Source organism: Gordonia sp. 852002-10350_SCH5691597 (assembly GCF_001665715.1).
In the GTDB taxonomy this organism is placed as follows: domain Bacteria; phylum Actinomycetota; class Actinomycetes; order Mycobacteriales; family Mycobacteriaceae; genus Gordonia; species Gordonia sputi.
Genome location: NZ_LZMO01000042.1, coordinates 1 through 15,119 on the forward strand (window position 1 = coordinate 1; position 15,119 = coordinate 15,119).

Here is a 15,119-nt window from a genome sequence, read left to right on the forward strand (position 1 = left end):
CCCACCTCACCTAGACCGCAACAGCAAGCACACAAAAATCAGGAGTCACGTTCTTACACAAACATCTTGACAAGCTCGGTTCGACGAGTGCGGCTTCGTTGCAGACCACATGGATCACGAACCGCGCATCCGCGGGTGGTACCGTGCCAGGCTCGGGAATCATTGCCGCACAGTCACTGCCAGCGCACATGCAGTCGAACCGGGTGCCCGACAACAAGGCGAACATCGCATCCGAGGCACGTTGCTGACGCGTTCGCCCGTCCCCCACACACACCGCATCCGCCAACCGGCGCACGGCTGCGACCGCGATCTGCACGTTCTCTGCCGACATCACCTCGGTCAGCTCGCCGACCCCGTCACCACAGTTATCGGTGAACACACCCCGTCTATCCAACGCACGCTCACGTCGTTCCCGCACCGCATCCGGATCCTGGCGAAACACAATGCGATCCACCATGTCCCGCAACCGCGGCCGCTTCCACGACCCCCGTCGTGTATGCAACGTCTCGGCGATCTGCGAATCGACAGCCGCCACCACCTCCGACGCAGTACCCGGACCGCGCACCAGATCGGTGCGAGAGATGATCAGCCGCGCCTGCTCGACTGACAGAATCCCCTCTCGCAAGCACCCGAACACCTGCGGCAGGTCATCACGCAACACGATCGCTTCGTCAATCATTCGTTCCGCCTGTGGACGCGACACCGCGAACACGCCCGACACCCGCGCCGCCGCATCAGCGAAACCGTCGACAATCGACCCGCCCGAGGGTCCGGGCTGGACCACCAACCGGTCGTAAATCACCCCTATCGACTGAAATCGCGCCCACCCCAGAAATGCTTCGCCACTTCCAATTCGGGTCAACCCGTCGAGCACATCGACCGTCTCGGACTCGCTGGGCACCATCGGATCGACACCACCCAGCAAACCCATCGGTAGGTCGGTCGACCAGTCCAACACAGTGCTGCCGGGGGCCGCCCCGTCATCAGCAGGCAAACCCGATCCCACCCCATCACTGTCTGAATCCTCCTCGCCCGCAACAGACTCCGCACCCGAATCCACCGACTCGATCGACACCTGAACACCCCCTCTCGACACCCTGATCGAACATGTGTACCCATAGTACGACTCACCACCGACAAGAGGTCTCGACATGGGTCCGGCCATTCCGACACGCCGGGGTGCCGTCAGTTCAAATGTCGCTGGGCACTTCGCCGCAAATGTCAGAGTCGTGCTACATAATCACTGCGCAGAGTCACCAAAAGCAGAATCCACGATGCACTGAGCAGTCACGTCAGGCTGCCGCGTCACCTCACCACTGGAGTGCACATTGAAGTTGTCCGCCTGTGTCGTCGCCTTCTCCGCTTTCGCAGCACTGTTTCTCGGTACTGGAATCGCATCAGCAACACCGGCTTCAGTCCAGCGCGATGGCGGCCCTTGTTATACGCACGAGTTCGGCATGCCCTCCAGTGACGGAACTCTGTACTGCTCCGCGGAGACCGAAACATGGAAGAGCCAGGCGGTGGCCCGAGCTCCGAAGGTGGAGTTGGGCACGCCCTGTCCACAACTAGGCGCCCGCGCGTACGTCAAGAGAACAGATGGCGTCGCTACGTGCCATCAGTCGCCGCGCGGACTGCGCTGGCGCTGGTAGCAAGCGAACCACGCGGTGACCCGAGCTCCGAAGGTGGAGACGAGCACGCCATGACCAACCGAACTGGCCGATTGACTACCTCACGTGATCGCAGCAATGGTTCTATCCGACATCCGTGGTGACACGAAGTCGATCGCGGGCAGCAGGTAGCGCACGACGGCCGGCGACACCTCTTCGGGTCGGTGGGTGATCGCGCGAACGATCCAGCGCGCCGCCTCGTCGACCTCCAACGCGCCGACGTCGTCGTATTCGGCTGTGGGAGCGATCATCTCGGTACGCACCAGCGGGAAGTACACGTTGGTCGCCGTTACTCCTTCTGGCTGTTCGGCGTTCAGACTGCGACCGAAGATGGCGAGTGCACTCTTCGACCCCGCGTAGGCCGAGAACCGCGGAAATGTGTTGGCGTGCAGCGCCCAGGTGCACACATTGACGAGCTGCCCCTCGCCGCGTTCGACCATGCCCGGCAACAGCCCGAGTGAGAGCTGCACGGCGGCAAGGTAGTTGAGTCGTGCTGTGCGTTGGTAGTCGTGGAATCGTTCGGTCGAGTCGACGATGGTGCGTCGAATCGAGTGGCCCGCGTTGTTGACCAGAACGTCGACGGATTCGTCGATGAGGTCGGCGATGAGTTGGTCGGTGGACGCCTCGTCGGAGAGATCGCACACCCGGTACTCGCAGCCGGTCTCGGCAGCCAGCTCACGCAGCCTCTCCTCGCCGCGCGCCACACCGATCACACGTGCTCCACGCGCGGCGAGCTGGCGCGCCGACTCCCGACCGATCCCCGCCGACGCCCCGGTGATCACGACGGTGAGGCCTGCGACGTCGCGGCCGCGCCCCGCCAGTGCGGCGTCGACGAATCCCGGGACGAAGCTACGACGTTGGACCAGAGCCTGAACCCTGCGCTGAATGGACATCGATTCCCCTATCAGGCGGCACATCTGCGTGCGCGACGTACACATCGTCCTTGTGCCTACCCCTGAAACCTAGCCTTCGCGCTCGAGAACGTCGGCGACATCCGGGGCGATCTCGCGGAGGATGCAGCGCGCAGACCTCCCGAGTGCGGCCAGGTCGTCGGGACTGAGCGAGTCGACGACCGCCCGGCGCACCTCGGCCGCATGGCCGGGGGCGCACTCGGTCAGCTTGCGCACGCCGTCATCGGTGATCTGCGCCAGCGTGTGCCTCCCGCCGTCGGGGTTGGCAATGCGCGCCACCCAACCCGAACGTTCGAGTCTCGTCATCGCATGCGACAGCCGCGACAGTGAGCTCTGCGTCAGCAAAGCGAGGTCGGACAGCGGGCGGGTGCGGTCGGGCGCCGACTCCAAACGGACCAGGACATGGTACTCGAACATGTTCAGTCCGGCGTCGCGCTTGAGCTGGGAGTCGAGCGCGGCAGGCAGCGTCGTCAGGAGCGCCATCACCGATTTCCACTCCCTGAGCTGCGCATCGTCGAGCCATGGTGCATCAGACATGACGCTCAGCATACGCCGACTTGAACATTCAAATAACCGCGTGTAGCTTTAGTTGAACATTCAACAACCCGTCTGCCATCGCAGCGGTTTACCCAGGAGCCGTCATGTTCATCGCCACCGTCGTCATCGCCATCGTGTTCGCACTGATGCTCGTGTTCTCAGGGGTGGGCAAACTGCGCCACGACCCCAAGCAGATGGGCGTGATGACCGAGGTCGGATTCCCCGAGGACAAGGTCGGCTTGCTCGCGCTCGCGGAGTTCGCGGGCGCGATCGGCCTCATCGTCGGCCTGTTCTGGTGGCCGATCGGCGTCGCAGCAGCGATCGGAACCTTCCTCTACTTCCTGGGCGCAGCGATCTTCCACCTGCGCGCAGGCGACAAGAACATCGCGCCCGTCGTCGTGCTGATGCTCGTCTCGATCGCCTACATCGTCCTGCGGGTGCTGAGCATCTGATAGCTACCCCCACACGCGGGCGCCTGACCGCAGCGAACGCGCCTCAGCCGCCTGCGAAGAACAGACTCAGCGCCCGCCCTGGCTCCAGTGCGCTCGATATGTTGGCGACGCAGAGCACCAGCACCGCCGCGGCCACCGTCAACGTGGCTGCGGCGGTTGCCGTCGCCGAATGGCTACGCACCGAATAGCTCAGTGCGCCAACGCCATTCAAACCAAGACAACGGCCGCGCCACAGTCGAACCGCGAGCACGCCGAGCAGCGCCGCGAACAGCGCGGACAACACCGCCACCACGACGTGGTAGCGCGCGAAGTCGGCGACGAGGTGATCGGCAACCGGCGACGCACCCGGCGTGGCGATCCCGTGACGCACAGCGTCAACTGCCGCCTCCAGGGACGAATCACGTTGAGCGGGCAGCAATGACACCGCCGACGACAGCGGCGCAATCGCGCCCTGGATATTGGCCATCAGCAGCGCAGCGGCAGCGATCGTTCCGAGCGAAGCAGCCAGGCCTGCGACCACATACGCCGCCGTCCGCCCGCGGCCATGAGCCTGGCGCCCCAGATACGACGTGCCGTGATACGACTTACCCTGATACGACGCCCAGAGCCGTCGGCACACCAAGCACAACACCAGCAGCGCCAAGGCGGCGATCACCGCTTTCGCGACGTGATAGCGCGCCCAGTAGTCGACGACGGTCTCGAGGTTGTCCGGCAGAGCTGCGCTCCCCGAGCTCGAATAGTCGATGAATGCGTTGCGCATCGACTGCACAAGGCGCGCGTTGTCGCCGTATCCGCCGTAGTGGCCGCCCGCGAGATAGGCGGGCGCGAACACGAAGGCGATGCCGAGCACCGCGAGCATCCCCGCATACGTTCCGGCCCACTTACCCGGTGATGTTGACGTCACCCGATCGACAGTAGTGCCGCGTACGCGGCCATGGCCTTGCCCGACGAGATGAGCGGATCGCTAGACCTCGACATACGTGCCACGCCCTGAATGTGTGTGCAATCGAAGGATGTGGGTGCTGCAGCACCCACATCCTTCGATACGACACATATTCAGGTGGCAGGTTGCTCGCCGATCCCGCCCACGAGATCGGCGCTTTCCTGACCAGTCAGCCCGACGTCGACAAACGCACCCGCGTCGCGGGGTCCTGACACGCGGCGTTCACCGTGGGCGTCACCTGTGGTCGGAAGCCGGTACCCGATCGGATCGTGAAGGCCGCGACCACTCCTCCGAGGGCGCAGAAGGCAGCGGAGATGAGCATCGCCGTGGTGAATCCGGGACCGAGCGGCTGGCCCGGTCCCGCGCTGATTCCCGCCACAGCCGGGAGAACCGCGACGGCAAGCAGTCCCGCAATCCTCGACACGGCGTTGTTGACACCCGACGCCGCGCCTGCATGCGCATCGTCGACGGCGGCGAGCGCCGCGGCGGTCAGGGGCGCGACCGTGATGGTCATACCCACGCCGAACAGGATCACCGCGGGGAACACCGCACCGAGATAGCTTGCCCCCGGGACGATCCGCGCCATCAACGCCAGCCCGATGCCCGCGATGACCGGACCCACGGTCATCGGAATGCGAGGACCAGTCTTCTGCGCAACCCGCCCCGACAGGGATGACCCGAAGAGCATCACGACGGTGTTCGGCACCATCGCAGCGCCGGCTTCCAATGCCGAGTACCCCAGGCTTTGTTGCAGTTGCAGCGCAACAAGAAACAGCGCTCCGCCGAGCGCGGCATAGACGAGCAGCGTCGTCGCATTTGCTCCGGTGAACTGGGCCGAGCGGAACATCGACAACTCGAGAAGCGGTGCAGGCGTGCGTAGTTCGATCAGCACGAACACCACCAGAAGCACAACTCCTGCGATTCCTATGGCGATGATCCACGGCGTCCACCCGCGCGACGGCCCCTCGATCAGCGCAACGATCACGCCCGCAAGTCCCAGCATGATGGTGACGGCACCGGGTATGTCGGGACGCCCAGCCACGCCCGGCTCTTTCGATTCGTCTATGTGCCGCAACGTGATTGCCACCGCAACGAGCGCGATCGGGACGCTGAGGAAGAAGACCCACCGCCACGACGCGGCGTCGACAAGCCATCCGCCGACGAACGGCCCGAGTGCACTCGTCGCCCCGGACATCCCCGCCCACAGCCCGACTGCCTGTCCTCGCTCCTCTTCACGGATACCGGCGTTGACCAGTGCAAGGCTGCCCGGCACGAGTGCTGCCGCCGCGACGCCCTGCACGAGACGCGCCACCACCAACCACTCGATGGTCGGTGCGAGACCACACGCGATCGAGGCGATAGCGAACACGATCAGTCCGCCGACGAATACGGCTCTGCGGCCGTACCGATCCCCCGCGACACCGCCGGTCAGCAGCAGCGCGCTGAGCGTGAGCATGTACCCGTCGACGACCCACTGCTGTCCGGCGAGCCCGGTATCGAGGTCACGCGCGATGGTCGGCAACGCGACGTTCACGACGGTGCCGTCGAGGAAGGCGACCCCCGAACCGAGCACAGCCGAGGCGATCAGCCATCGCCCCTTCGCCGACGATGCGCTGACTCCCGGCATGCCATCGTTCGGCGCAGACGTGTGCATGTCGTTGCCCGTCTCTCACAGTCGTGGTGCAGTGGTGTCGGCGGCATTCGGAGCCGCTCGTTGTCCCCACGATGCTCCGAATGCACGCAACTCGCCAATGAACGCCAGTCAGCCAGTGTTGACCACCACAGGAGCCGACGATGACCACCGCCGCTAGACGCTTACTGACCGCGTTCGTTCTCGTCGCATTGGCCCTGGTCAGCGGACCGGCCCTGGCGAATGCCGCGCCGACGGCACCCGCGCGATCAGACGGCTGACATTCTCGATCCCCGCGATCGGCGGCGTCGAGGCCGGTCCGGCCGGCGTGCCCGGCGGATCGCTTCGTCCGGTCACTGTCGTCGCGCAACCGGCGCCGCGCACCCTGCAGTTCCCGCCACCGCCTTCCGCCGTCACCTTCTCGGTGCCGTCGCCTGCGCAGTATCACTACCAGTGCTCGTATCGGTACCTGTCGATCTCGTGGAACAACCTGCGGACCGGCAAGCACGGCGTGGTGTCTCTGCGTCACTGGCAGCTGCCGAGTTATCCGGTGAGCGGCTACCCGTCGACGCTGAAGACGTCGGCGGTCGCTGTGACCGGGTCGGGACCCGTCGTCGCGACGGTCAGCGTGCTGCGTGAGCAGCCGAATGCCGCACCACAGGTGATCAGCGTGATCCCAGGCGTGAACGCGATTCAACTGCCCTGATCGGCATGGTTGCGCCGTGCCGTGATCGCCGACGCCGCACTGCGGAGGTCTAGGCGAACGGCAGGCGGGACGACCACTGCCAGAGGGATGAAGACCGGCGCGAGCACGATCGGCAGCGTGAGCACGGCCCGCGCCCCGACGGTCGTCGAGCCGTCGGTTGCGCGGTCGACGGTGAGCACGAGCGCGGCGTCGACAAATCTCCACTGCCCGATCTCGACCCAACGCTGCGGTCGCGCACTTCGCACGACCTCCATCCGCGGACGAACACCCGGCACGACGGTGACGTCTGTCCACGACGTCCCGACGTCGCCGGGGCGATCGCCCAGCGGCATCAGATCGGCGATTGCCCGGAGGCTGGCTTGCCACTGTGGACGATTCGCCGGGTCGACGAGGTAGTCGAAGACCTCGTCGGGCGGGGCGTCGAAGGCGACTGACACGTCGGCGACGGCGCGGCGAACGGTCGACGGAATACGCATGGGTGCCACCGTCTACAGCGGCAACGTCGGCCAGGCGTCGGGTCCGGCACTGCCCGCGGCGTAGCCGTCGATCGGCACCTTGTTGGCACGCCACGCGTCGACGATGGGATCGACGATGCGCCAACACTCTTCGGCGGCGTCGCCGCGAACAGCAAGTGTCTCATCGCCTTTGATGATCCCCGACAGCACCTCGGCGTATGCGCGCATCGACGCGTTGCCGAAATCGGCATCGAGGTCAACAGTCTTGAGCGCGAAGGGATGTGAGCCACGGTGGACGTTGAGCCGCACCGACATCGCGTCATGACCGAACGTGAAACGCAGGACGTTGGGCTCGACCTGGTCCTCGAATTGCTCGGGGACATGCCGCAGCGGACGGAAGGTCAGCACGATCTCCTTCGCCTCCGGGTCGAGCGCCTTGCCCGAGCGCAGCGTGAACGGCACCCCCTGCCATCTGTTGGTGCGCACCTCGAACGTGGCTTCCGCCAGCGTCTCGGTGTTGTTCGACGCGTCGACGCCGTCTTCGTCGACGTAGTTGGGCAACTGCTCGCCGCCCGCTTCGCCCGCCGTGTAGCGGGCTCGCCGCGACGATGCCACGGCGTCGTCGTCCCAGATGTGCACCGCACGCAGGGCAGCACCGATCGCATCACGCAGATCGCGTTCGCCAAGTGTCGCAGGCGGTTCCATCGCGACCACGGCAACCAGTTGCAGCAGGTGACTCTGGATCATGTCCTGCAGCGCGCCGACCCCGTCGTAATAGCCTGCGCGGCCTTCTAATCCGAGGCTCTCGTCGTATCGGATGACGACCGACTCGATATGCGTTCCCGACCAGACCGGCTCGAAGACGCGGTTGGCCAGGCGCACACCGAGCAGGTCGAGCAACACCGACTGGCCGAGGAAGTGATCGACGCGGTAGATCTGGTTCTCGGGTACCAGCTCCAGCAGGAGCTCGTTGAGTTCGCGAGCCGACTTCTGGTCGCTCCCGAAGGGCTTCTCGGGGGCAAGAGTGGTGCCGGGCGGAAGGTCGACGTCGCGCAGCGCCTCGCACGCCTTGCGCGTCACCGACGGCGGCACCGCGAAGTACAGCACGGGACGACCGTCGATATCGCTGAGAACACTTCTGAGATCGTCGGCGTCAGTCGGGTCGCCCCGGCGGTACACGGTCTGCTCGGCCACCCGGTCGCCTGCGTCCGACCGCTCGTCGGCGAAGGCCTCGCGAACCTTGTCCCGCCACTGATCGTCGGTCAGGTCGTGTCTACCGACGCCGATCAGACGCACATTCAGATCTGGTTCGAGACCGAGCAACTGGCCGAGCGCAGGCAGGAGCAGCCGCTTGGTCAGGTCGCCCGTCGCGCCGAAGATGATCAACGTCGTCACCTGCGGTGACGTCTGGTCATCAGCGCTCGAGGTGTTGTCCGACGCCGGTCCGGTCACGTAGTCCTCCTCGACGATGAGCCCGTCGGTGCGGGCTCTATTGGCGTGTGCCCGACTCGCGAAGTTTCGTCGGACAACTGCGATCACAGGCAGAATCGAGTGCATGGCCGCCTATATCGAAGACTACGCACTCGTCGGGGATTGCCGCACCGGAGCGCTGATCTCCCGCACCGGTGACGTCGACTGGTTGTGCGTTCCGCGCTTCGACAGCGCCTCCATCTTCGGCAGTCTCCTCGGCAAACCCGACCACGGATCGTGGCATCTGGCGCCAACCGACCTCGACGCGACGGTGAGCCGACGCTACGACGACGAGACGCTGATCCTCGTGACGCGGTGGCAGACCGCGACGGGGGTCGTCGAGGTCCACGAGTTCATGCCGATCGACGGCGGGCGCGTCGATCTCGTCCGGCGAGTGGTCGGGATCAGCGGCCACGTCGAGATCGACACCGAACTCCGCATGCGCTTCGACTATTCGCGGGTCGTCCCGTGGGTGCTGCAGCACGGCGACGACGAGCACCCGGCGCTGAGGGCTGTCGCAGGCCCGGACGCCGTGATCGTCCGAGGTATCGCGTTGAAGGCCACCGACCATGTACACCGCGCGACGACGACAGTGCGTGAGGGCCAGACGCTCGACTTGGTGTTGACCTGGTATCACTCGTACCGCGAAGAGCCCGAACCACTCGACGTCGACAAGGCGCTGCGCGAAACACGCGACTGGTGGACGGAGTGGGCCGGACGTATCGACCACACCGGATCGCGCGACGCGGCGATCGTGCGATCGCTGATCACGTTGCGCGCGTTGAGTAACCTCGACACCGGCGGGATCGTTGCCGCAGCAACCACGTCGCTCCCCGAATCCATTGGTGGATCACGTAATTGGGACTACCGCTACGTGTGGCTACGCGACGCCGCACTGACACTCGACGTCCTCGTCTGTCACGGATTCGTCCGCGTCGCCGAGCACTGGCGGATGTGGTTGCTGCGCGCCATCGCCGGAGATCCCAGTCAACTGCAGATCATGTACGGCATCGCGGGCGAGCGTGAACTGCCCGAAATCGAGATGCCCCAGTTCCCCGGATACGAGGGCTCCGCACCGGTGCGGGTCGGCAACGGGGCCGTCGATCAGTTCCAGGCCGACACCATCGGAGAGGTGCTCGTCGCGCTCGACGCCGCCCGCGCGGCAGGGCTACCGGAGAACAAAATCTCGTGGTCGCTGCAACGCGAACTACTCAAACGGGCCGAGGAGAACATCGACAAGCCCGACAACGGCATCTGGGAGATCCGCGGACCGCTACGCAAGTTCACACACTCGCGGGCGATGGTGTGGGCGGCGTTCGACCGCGGCGTCCGAGCCGTCGAAGAACACGGACTCAAGGGGCCTGCCAACCATTGGAAAGCGTTGCGCGACAAGATTCGTGCCGAGATCGAGGAGACCATGGTCGACCCGGACACCGGTCGGTTCGTCCAGTACCCGGGCACCACGGAGGTCGACGCCTCGCTCCTGCAACTCCCCCAGGTCGGCTTCTGCGACTTCGACGATCCGCGCATGCTCGCCACGGTCGAGGGCATCGAACAAACCCTGATGCAGGGCGGATTGGTGCTGCGCTACCGGACGTCGTCGCACGTCGACGGGCTCGACGGCACCGAGCACCCCTTCATGGCGTGTACTTTCTGGCTTGCCGAGCAATACGCCCGCAGCGGCAGGCGCGGCGACGCCGAGAAAGTGATGGCCCAGGGTATGGCGACGGCCAACGATGTCGGACTGTTCTCCGAGGAGTACGACGTCGACGCGCGTAGGCAGGTCGGAAACACGCCACAGGCGCTGTCGCACTTGGCATTTGTGCGCGCCGCGGATGCGTTCGCCGACTATCCGGACAACTGAGTCCGTCCTAAACGGACAACTGGCCCCGTCCTAACCGGACAATTGCCCCCGCCGCCCCGCGAGCAGCCTCAGCGGTGAGACCCCAACGGGGAGTTCACAAACCACACGATCTCCTCGCGCATCGACCGACTGCGCCAGCCATCTTCGGTGCGGACGAGTTCATGGTGGTAGTAGCCGCCACACGAACTCTGCTCGCCGAGCCCCGGTATCTGCATGGGGTTGAAGAACTGTGCGCGGACGGTAGCCTTGTCGCCGCTGATCTCGGCGTCGATGTTCATCACGTAGTGCATCGTCATCTCCAACGACGACAGCCCCCGCTCGAGCCAATCGACAACATCGCCGACGCCGCCGACGATTCCGAACGGCGATGCCGTGTAGTCGATTTCGGCGTCGTCGGTGAAAACCGTACGATAGAGCGACCAATCCCTTGCGTCGACCGCGGTTGCGTACCGAGTCAGCAACTGCCGGATCTCAAGCGTGTCCCGAGGGTCTGGGTGTCCACTTCGCTCCTCCCCCTGCTCAATTCGGTGTGATCTCGATGGTCACCGCGTCGGGATAGAACGCGACGTGGCCTGCGATCTCGCCGACCGCGGGGTACGGCTGGTCGTAGAACCACACCTTGTCGGCGAGAGTCGCACCGTCGGCACCGACTATCCCGTGGTATCCGGCCTCCCCCTTGTAGGGACAGTAGGTCTGATGCGTGCTCGGAGTGAGGACGTCGGCGTCGAGGTCGTGGCGCGGTATGTAGTAGACCGGCGGATACGACGCCTCACGCAGAATGAGCGCGGCGTCGGTCTCGGCAATGACGCGATCGCCGACGCGTACTCGCACATGTTCTGCGGTGGGTTCGACGGTGATCGGGTGGTCTTCGGTCGGCAATAGCACCTGGCGTTCGCTCATGAGTCTCCTGTGTCGGTCCTGCTTGTGTGTCGGTCCTGCTTGTGTGTCAGTCCTGTGTGGCCCGCAGCGGCGGACCGTCGAATCTCTCGATCGTGACGAACTCGTCGACGGGTTGCCTGCGCAGCTTCGTGAGCTGTTTGACCGGCTTGCCGATGGGCAACACGGCGGCGACCGCGTGCGTCGTCGGCAACCCGAGAAGTTCTTGGACGGCAGGCTCGCTCGCCGCGGCCATCGTCGTGACCGTGCCGCCGAAGCCGTGGGCACGAGCCTGTAGCAGGATGTTCCACACCAGCGGATAGATCGACGCACCGCTGATGACGCCGATACGGTCGAGATCCTGGTCGGTCGCCGCGACGACGGCGAGGTCGACCGACACGACGAGCACAACCGGAGCGTTGATGAGTGGCGAGACGAATGCGTCGACACCGTCGACGGCTTCGAGGTCGGCCTCGGTGACCGACGTCGGGTTGACCGGATTCCACGGACTCTCGCCTGCCGCCTTTTGTGCGAGATAGCGCCGGGCCGCCGGTTTGCTGAGGTCAGCGATCCGACGTTTCGTCTCGGCGTCGCGGACCACGGTCACGTGCGCGCCCTGACGGTTACCGCCGCTCGGGGCGAAGCGCGCGACGTCGAGGATGTCGAAGAGCACGTCGTCGGGAAGTGGGTCGTCGGTGTACGACCGCGATGCGAACGTCGTGCGCATCGCCTCGCTCAGGTCGAAGCCGCTCGTGCTCGTGTCGGAGTCCACCTCTTCACTATGCCAATCCGGTCAACCGGCGGGAGCGGTACTCGACGATCCGGCGCACTCGCGCGCCCGTGCTGATTGAATGGCTGTCGAGACGCGACGGCCATTCGACGGTCGATGCGGACAGAATGCGGGGGTGAGGCGTGAGCCGACGTTCGACGCTGCAGCGACTCGACCCGATCGGTTCGTGGGGCGGGCTGCACACCGTGAGTCGACTCGTCTACTCCACTCCTGGACCGGATGGAACGTCGGTCACCGCAACGGGATTGGTGTGCCTCCCAGATGGTCCGGCCCCCGCCGAGGGATGGCGGGTGGTCGCGTGGACCCACGGGACGTCGGGGTTGTCGGAGCATTGTGGGTTGACCGGCTCGCCAGATCTCGAGGCCGGGACCGGCGAGGTGATCGGCCGTCTCAACGCCGCCGGGTACGCCGTCGTCGCCCCGGACTACCTCGGCCTCGGGCCCGGCACCATCGGACCGCATCCGTATCTGCACACCGACACCGAATCGACCGCGACGATCGACGCAGTGGCCGCAGCACGCGCGGGCATCCATGAGCTGTCGCGGCACTGGGCCGTCGCCGGTCAGTCGCAGGGCGGTCACGCGGCACTCGCGGCGGGGCACCGCGCGGCGACGTATGCACCCGACCTGATCTTCCACGGCACCGCGGCCCTGGCCCCGGCGTCGAACATCGAGCACGTCTTCGCGATGGCCCGACCCGGGATGCCCTCAATCCCCGGCTTTCCCGTGGGCAGCCTGCTCGCGGTGCTGACCGGGATGACGGCGACGCCGACCAAGGTGGACGTCCGCGCCTACCTCACCCCTGCCGGCCAGCGAATCTCCGACGAGATGACCGGTGTGTGCAGCGCCGCGTGGCCGCAACTGGTTGCGGGTGTATCCACGGGTTCGGTAGTGGCGAAACCCCTGGGCGACAGCGATTTTCGACGCTCCCTCGCCGAATACATGGCCGTGCCCACCGGCGACTACGGCGCTCCGGTGTTGATCGTGCACGGCTGGAAGGACTCTCGCGTACCACTGCCGCTGACGCTACGTCTGCTCCGACAGTTCCGGCGAGCGGGCACGCGCTTCGAGTTCCACGCCGTCAACGCGGGCCACGACGACGTCCGCGACGGCGCCGGCCTCATGTACCTCCTGGCGTTCCTCCACCGCATCCTGCCCGCGCAGGGCTGAGCGGACGCACAGTCAGCGGATAGAGCGCCCACTCGACGAAATAAGGCGCACAGTCGGCGGGAGTTCCCATCGACTGTGCGCCGTATTCGGCCCACTGGTGCGCTCGAGGCAGGCGACCGTGCGCGTCAGACCTTCTGCTGCATCGACGATCGGGCTGGGTTGCCCTGGTCGGCGGCCTTGGGGTCGGGCTCGTCGGCCTTCTCCGTGACGCCCTTCTTGATCTTGGCGCCGAGGTCGGTGTCGACGCGGCTCCAGTAGTCGAACGCTCGGGCCAGCACCGGCTCGGTCACTCCGTTGAGTAGATGGCCGACGACGTTGTCCACCAATCGATCTCGCGCAGCGTCGTCGAGTACCTCACGGACCAGGGTGCCCGCCTGACTCCAGTCGTCGTCCTCGGGATGGTCGACATAGGCGCTGCGGATGATCTCGCCGTCGGCTGCCCACTGAGGCTCCGGCTGACCCGAGAACGTCGCGGCGGGACCACCTTTCGAGTTCGGTGCATAGACCGGGTCGGTCACCGGATTGATCCGCATCGCACCGTCTTTGGAGTAGGTGTGGACGTCGTTACGAGGCGCGTTGACCGGGATCTGCTTGTAGTTCACGCCGAGTCGGGCACGGTGCGCGTCGGCGTAGGCGAACACGCGGCCGAGCAGCATGCGGTCGGGGCTGAATCCGATACCGGGCACGACGTTGTTCGGCTCGAATGCCGCCTGCTCGATCTGTGCATGGTTGTCGGTCGGGTTGGTGTGCAACGTCATCTTCCCGACCTCGTGCAGCGGGTAGTCGCCGTGCGGCCACACCTTGGTCAGGTCAAAGGGATTGAACCGATACGAGACCGCGTCGTCGTATGGCATCAGTTGCACCTTGAGCGTCCAGCTCGGCCGACCTCCGCCAGCGATGTTCTCGAAGAGGTCGCGGGTGTGGAAATCGGTGTCGGCAGAAGCCATTTGGTCGGCTTCGTCCTGGGTGAAGAACTCGACGCCCTGATCGGAAATGAAGTGATACCTCACCCAGTGCTTGACGCCCTGGGCATTCACCCACAGATAGGTGTGCGAGCTGTAGCCGTTCATGTGGCGCCAGGTCTTCGGAATGCCGCGGTCGCCCATGAGCCAGGTGACCTGGTGCGCCGACTCCGGAGACAACGTCCAGAAGTCCCACTGCATGTCGTGGTCGCGAAGGTTGTTGTCGGCGCGGCGTTTCTGCGACCGGATGAAGTGCTGGAACTTCAGCGGATCCTTGATGAAGAAGACCGGCGTGTTGTTGCCGACCATGTCGTAGATGCCCTCTGAGGTATAGAACTTCAACGCGAAGCCGCGCGGGTCGCGCCAGGTGTCCGGACTGCCCCGCTCTCCGGCGACGGTCGAGAATCTCGCGACCATCTCCGTCTTCACGCCCGGCTGGAACAGTGCCGCGCAGGTGTACGCCGAGACGTCTTCGGTTGTCTCGAACGTGCCGAATGCACCGCTCCCCTTGGCGTGGGGCTGACGCTCGGGAATGCGTTCGCGGTTGAACTGGGCCATCTGCTCGATCAGGTAGTGATCGTGCAGGACGATGGGACCACCGGCACCGACGGTGAGCGAATGCTCATCGCTTCCGGCAGGAGCTCCGGAGTCTCTGGTTGTGTAGAAATCGTTCTGATCCGACATATC

General features: G+C 65.3%; 15 protein-coding genes. 4 read left to right on the top strand and 11 right to left on the bottom strand.

Translation table 11 applies throughout. From position 1 onward, the window contains the following. Positions 1-10 precede the first annotated feature (10 nt). The 3 genes from A5777_RS03060 to A5777_RS03070 all read right to left on the bottom strand — a co-directional run bounded on the left by A5777_RS03060 (position 11) and on the right by A5777_RS03070 (position 3,115). The gene (locus A5777_RS03060) at positions 11-904 is read right to left on the bottom strand and encodes a DUF222 domain-containing protein (RefSeq protein WP_231894918.1); all 894 of its coding nucleotides are present in this window, start codon (positions 902-904) and stop codon (positions 11-13) included. Positions 905-1,729: 825 nt separating this feature from the next. Next, positions 1,730-2,560, bottom strand: coding sequence for an SDR family NAD(P)-dependent oxidoreductase (locus A5777_RS03065; RefSeq protein WP_064861577.1), 831 nt, complete (start codon positions 2,558-2,560; stop codon positions 1,730-1,732). Positions 2,561-2,629: 69 nt separating this feature from the next. Continuing rightward, positions 2,630-3,115: a MarR family winged helix-turn-helix transcriptional regulator gene (locus A5777_RS03070; RefSeq protein ID WP_064861593.1), complete on the bottom strand. Its 486-nt coding sequence runs from the start codon at positions 3,113-3,115 to the stop codon at positions 2,630-2,632. Positions 3,116-3,219: 104 nt separating this feature from the next. Here A5777_RS03070 and A5777_RS03075 point away from each other — a divergent pair, with 104 nt between their 5' ends. Next, entirely contained in the window at positions 3,220-3,567 is a 348-nt protein-coding gene (locus A5777_RS03075; RefSeq protein ID WP_064861578.1) for a DoxX family protein, read from the top strand. Positions 3,568-3,610: 43 nt separating this feature from the next. On the opposite strand, the gene A5777_RS03080 is transcribed toward A5777_RS03075, so the two are convergent. Then, positions 3,611-4,471 carry a hypothetical protein gene (locus A5777_RS03080; RefSeq protein ID WP_064861579.1) on the bottom strand — a complete coding sequence of 287 codons (861 nt, stop codon included), beginning with the start codon at positions 4,469-4,471 and terminating at the stop codon, positions 3,611-3,613. 208 nt (positions 4,472-4,679) lie between these two features. Beyond that, positions 4,680-6,164 (bottom strand): MFS transporter, encoded by a 1,485-nt coding sequence (locus A5777_RS03085; RefSeq protein ID WP_064861580.1) that lies wholly within the window; start codon positions 6,162-6,164, stop codon positions 4,680-4,682. A gap of 304 nt (positions 6,165-6,468) precedes the next feature. Here A5777_RS03085 and A5777_RS03090 point away from each other — a divergent pair, with 304 nt between their 5' ends. Beyond that, a complete protein-coding gene (locus tag A5777_RS03090) occupies positions 6,469-6,846 on the top strand; it encodes a hypothetical protein (protein ID WP_005201932.1) in 378 nt (125 codons plus the stop codon). On the opposite strand, the gene A5777_RS03095 is transcribed toward A5777_RS03090, so the two are convergent. Then, on the bottom strand, positions 6,834-7,322 hold the full coding sequence (locus A5777_RS03095) for an SRPBCC family protein (protein ID WP_005201933.1): 489 nt from the start codon (positions 7,320-7,322) through the stop codon (positions 6,834-6,836). The two genes, A5777_RS03090 and A5777_RS03095, sit on opposite strands and share 13 nt — an antisense overlap. A 12-nt stretch (positions 7,323-7,334) precedes the next feature. Then, positions 7,335-8,858: a glucose-6-phosphate dehydrogenase gene (locus A5777_RS03100; protein WP_082933524.1), complete on the bottom strand. Its 1,524-nt coding sequence runs from the start codon at positions 8,856-8,858 to the stop codon at positions 7,335-7,337. Here A5777_RS03100 and A5777_RS03105 point away from each other — a divergent pair. After that, positions 8,857-10,635 carry a glycoside hydrolase family 15 protein gene (locus tag A5777_RS03105; RefSeq protein WP_005201935.1) on the top strand — a complete coding sequence of 593 codons (1,779 nt, stop codon included), beginning with the start codon at positions 8,857-8,859 and terminating at the stop codon, positions 10,633-10,635. The genes A5777_RS03100 and A5777_RS03105 overlap by 2 nt on opposite strands. A gap of 68 nt (positions 10,636-10,703) precedes the next feature. Here the strand turns inward: A5777_RS03105 and A5777_RS03110 are convergent, their stop codons facing one another. Genes A5777_RS03110 through A5777_RS03120 form a run of 3 tightly spaced genes read right to left on the bottom strand, consistent with a single transcriptional unit; the run spans position 10,704 to position 12,238 of the window. After that, on the bottom strand, positions 10,704-11,096 hold the full coding sequence (locus tag A5777_RS03110) for a nuclear transport factor 2 family protein (protein WP_231894919.1): 393 nt from the start codon (positions 11,094-11,096) through the stop codon (positions 10,704-10,706). Between the two features lie 58 nt (positions 11,097-11,154). Then, on the bottom strand, positions 11,155-11,535 hold the full coding sequence (locus tag A5777_RS03115) for a DUF427 domain-containing protein (protein WP_005201937.1): 381 nt from the start codon (positions 11,533-11,535) through the stop codon (positions 11,155-11,157). A gap of 46 nt (positions 11,536-11,581) precedes the next feature. Further along, positions 11,582-12,238 carry a nitroreductase family protein gene (locus tag A5777_RS03120; protein WP_039854205.1) on the bottom strand — a complete coding sequence of 219 codons (657 nt, stop codon included), beginning with the start codon at positions 12,236-12,238 and terminating at the stop codon, positions 11,582-11,584. Positions 12,239-12,423: 185 nt separating this feature from the next. On the opposite strand from A5777_RS03120, the gene A5777_RS03125 reads away from it, so the two are divergent. Continuing rightward, on the top strand, positions 12,424-13,470 hold the full coding sequence (locus A5777_RS03125) for an alpha/beta fold hydrolase (protein WP_005201939.1): 1,047 nt from the start codon (positions 12,424-12,426) through the stop codon (positions 13,468-13,470). A 125-nt stretch (positions 13,471-13,595) separates the two neighbouring features. On the opposite strand, the gene A5777_RS03130 is transcribed toward A5777_RS03125, so the two are convergent. Then, entirely contained in the window at positions 13,596-15,116 is a 1,521-nt protein-coding gene (locus A5777_RS03130) for a catalase (RefSeq protein ID WP_005201940.1), read from the bottom strand. Between the last annotated feature and the right edge of the window lie 3 nt (positions 15,117-15,119).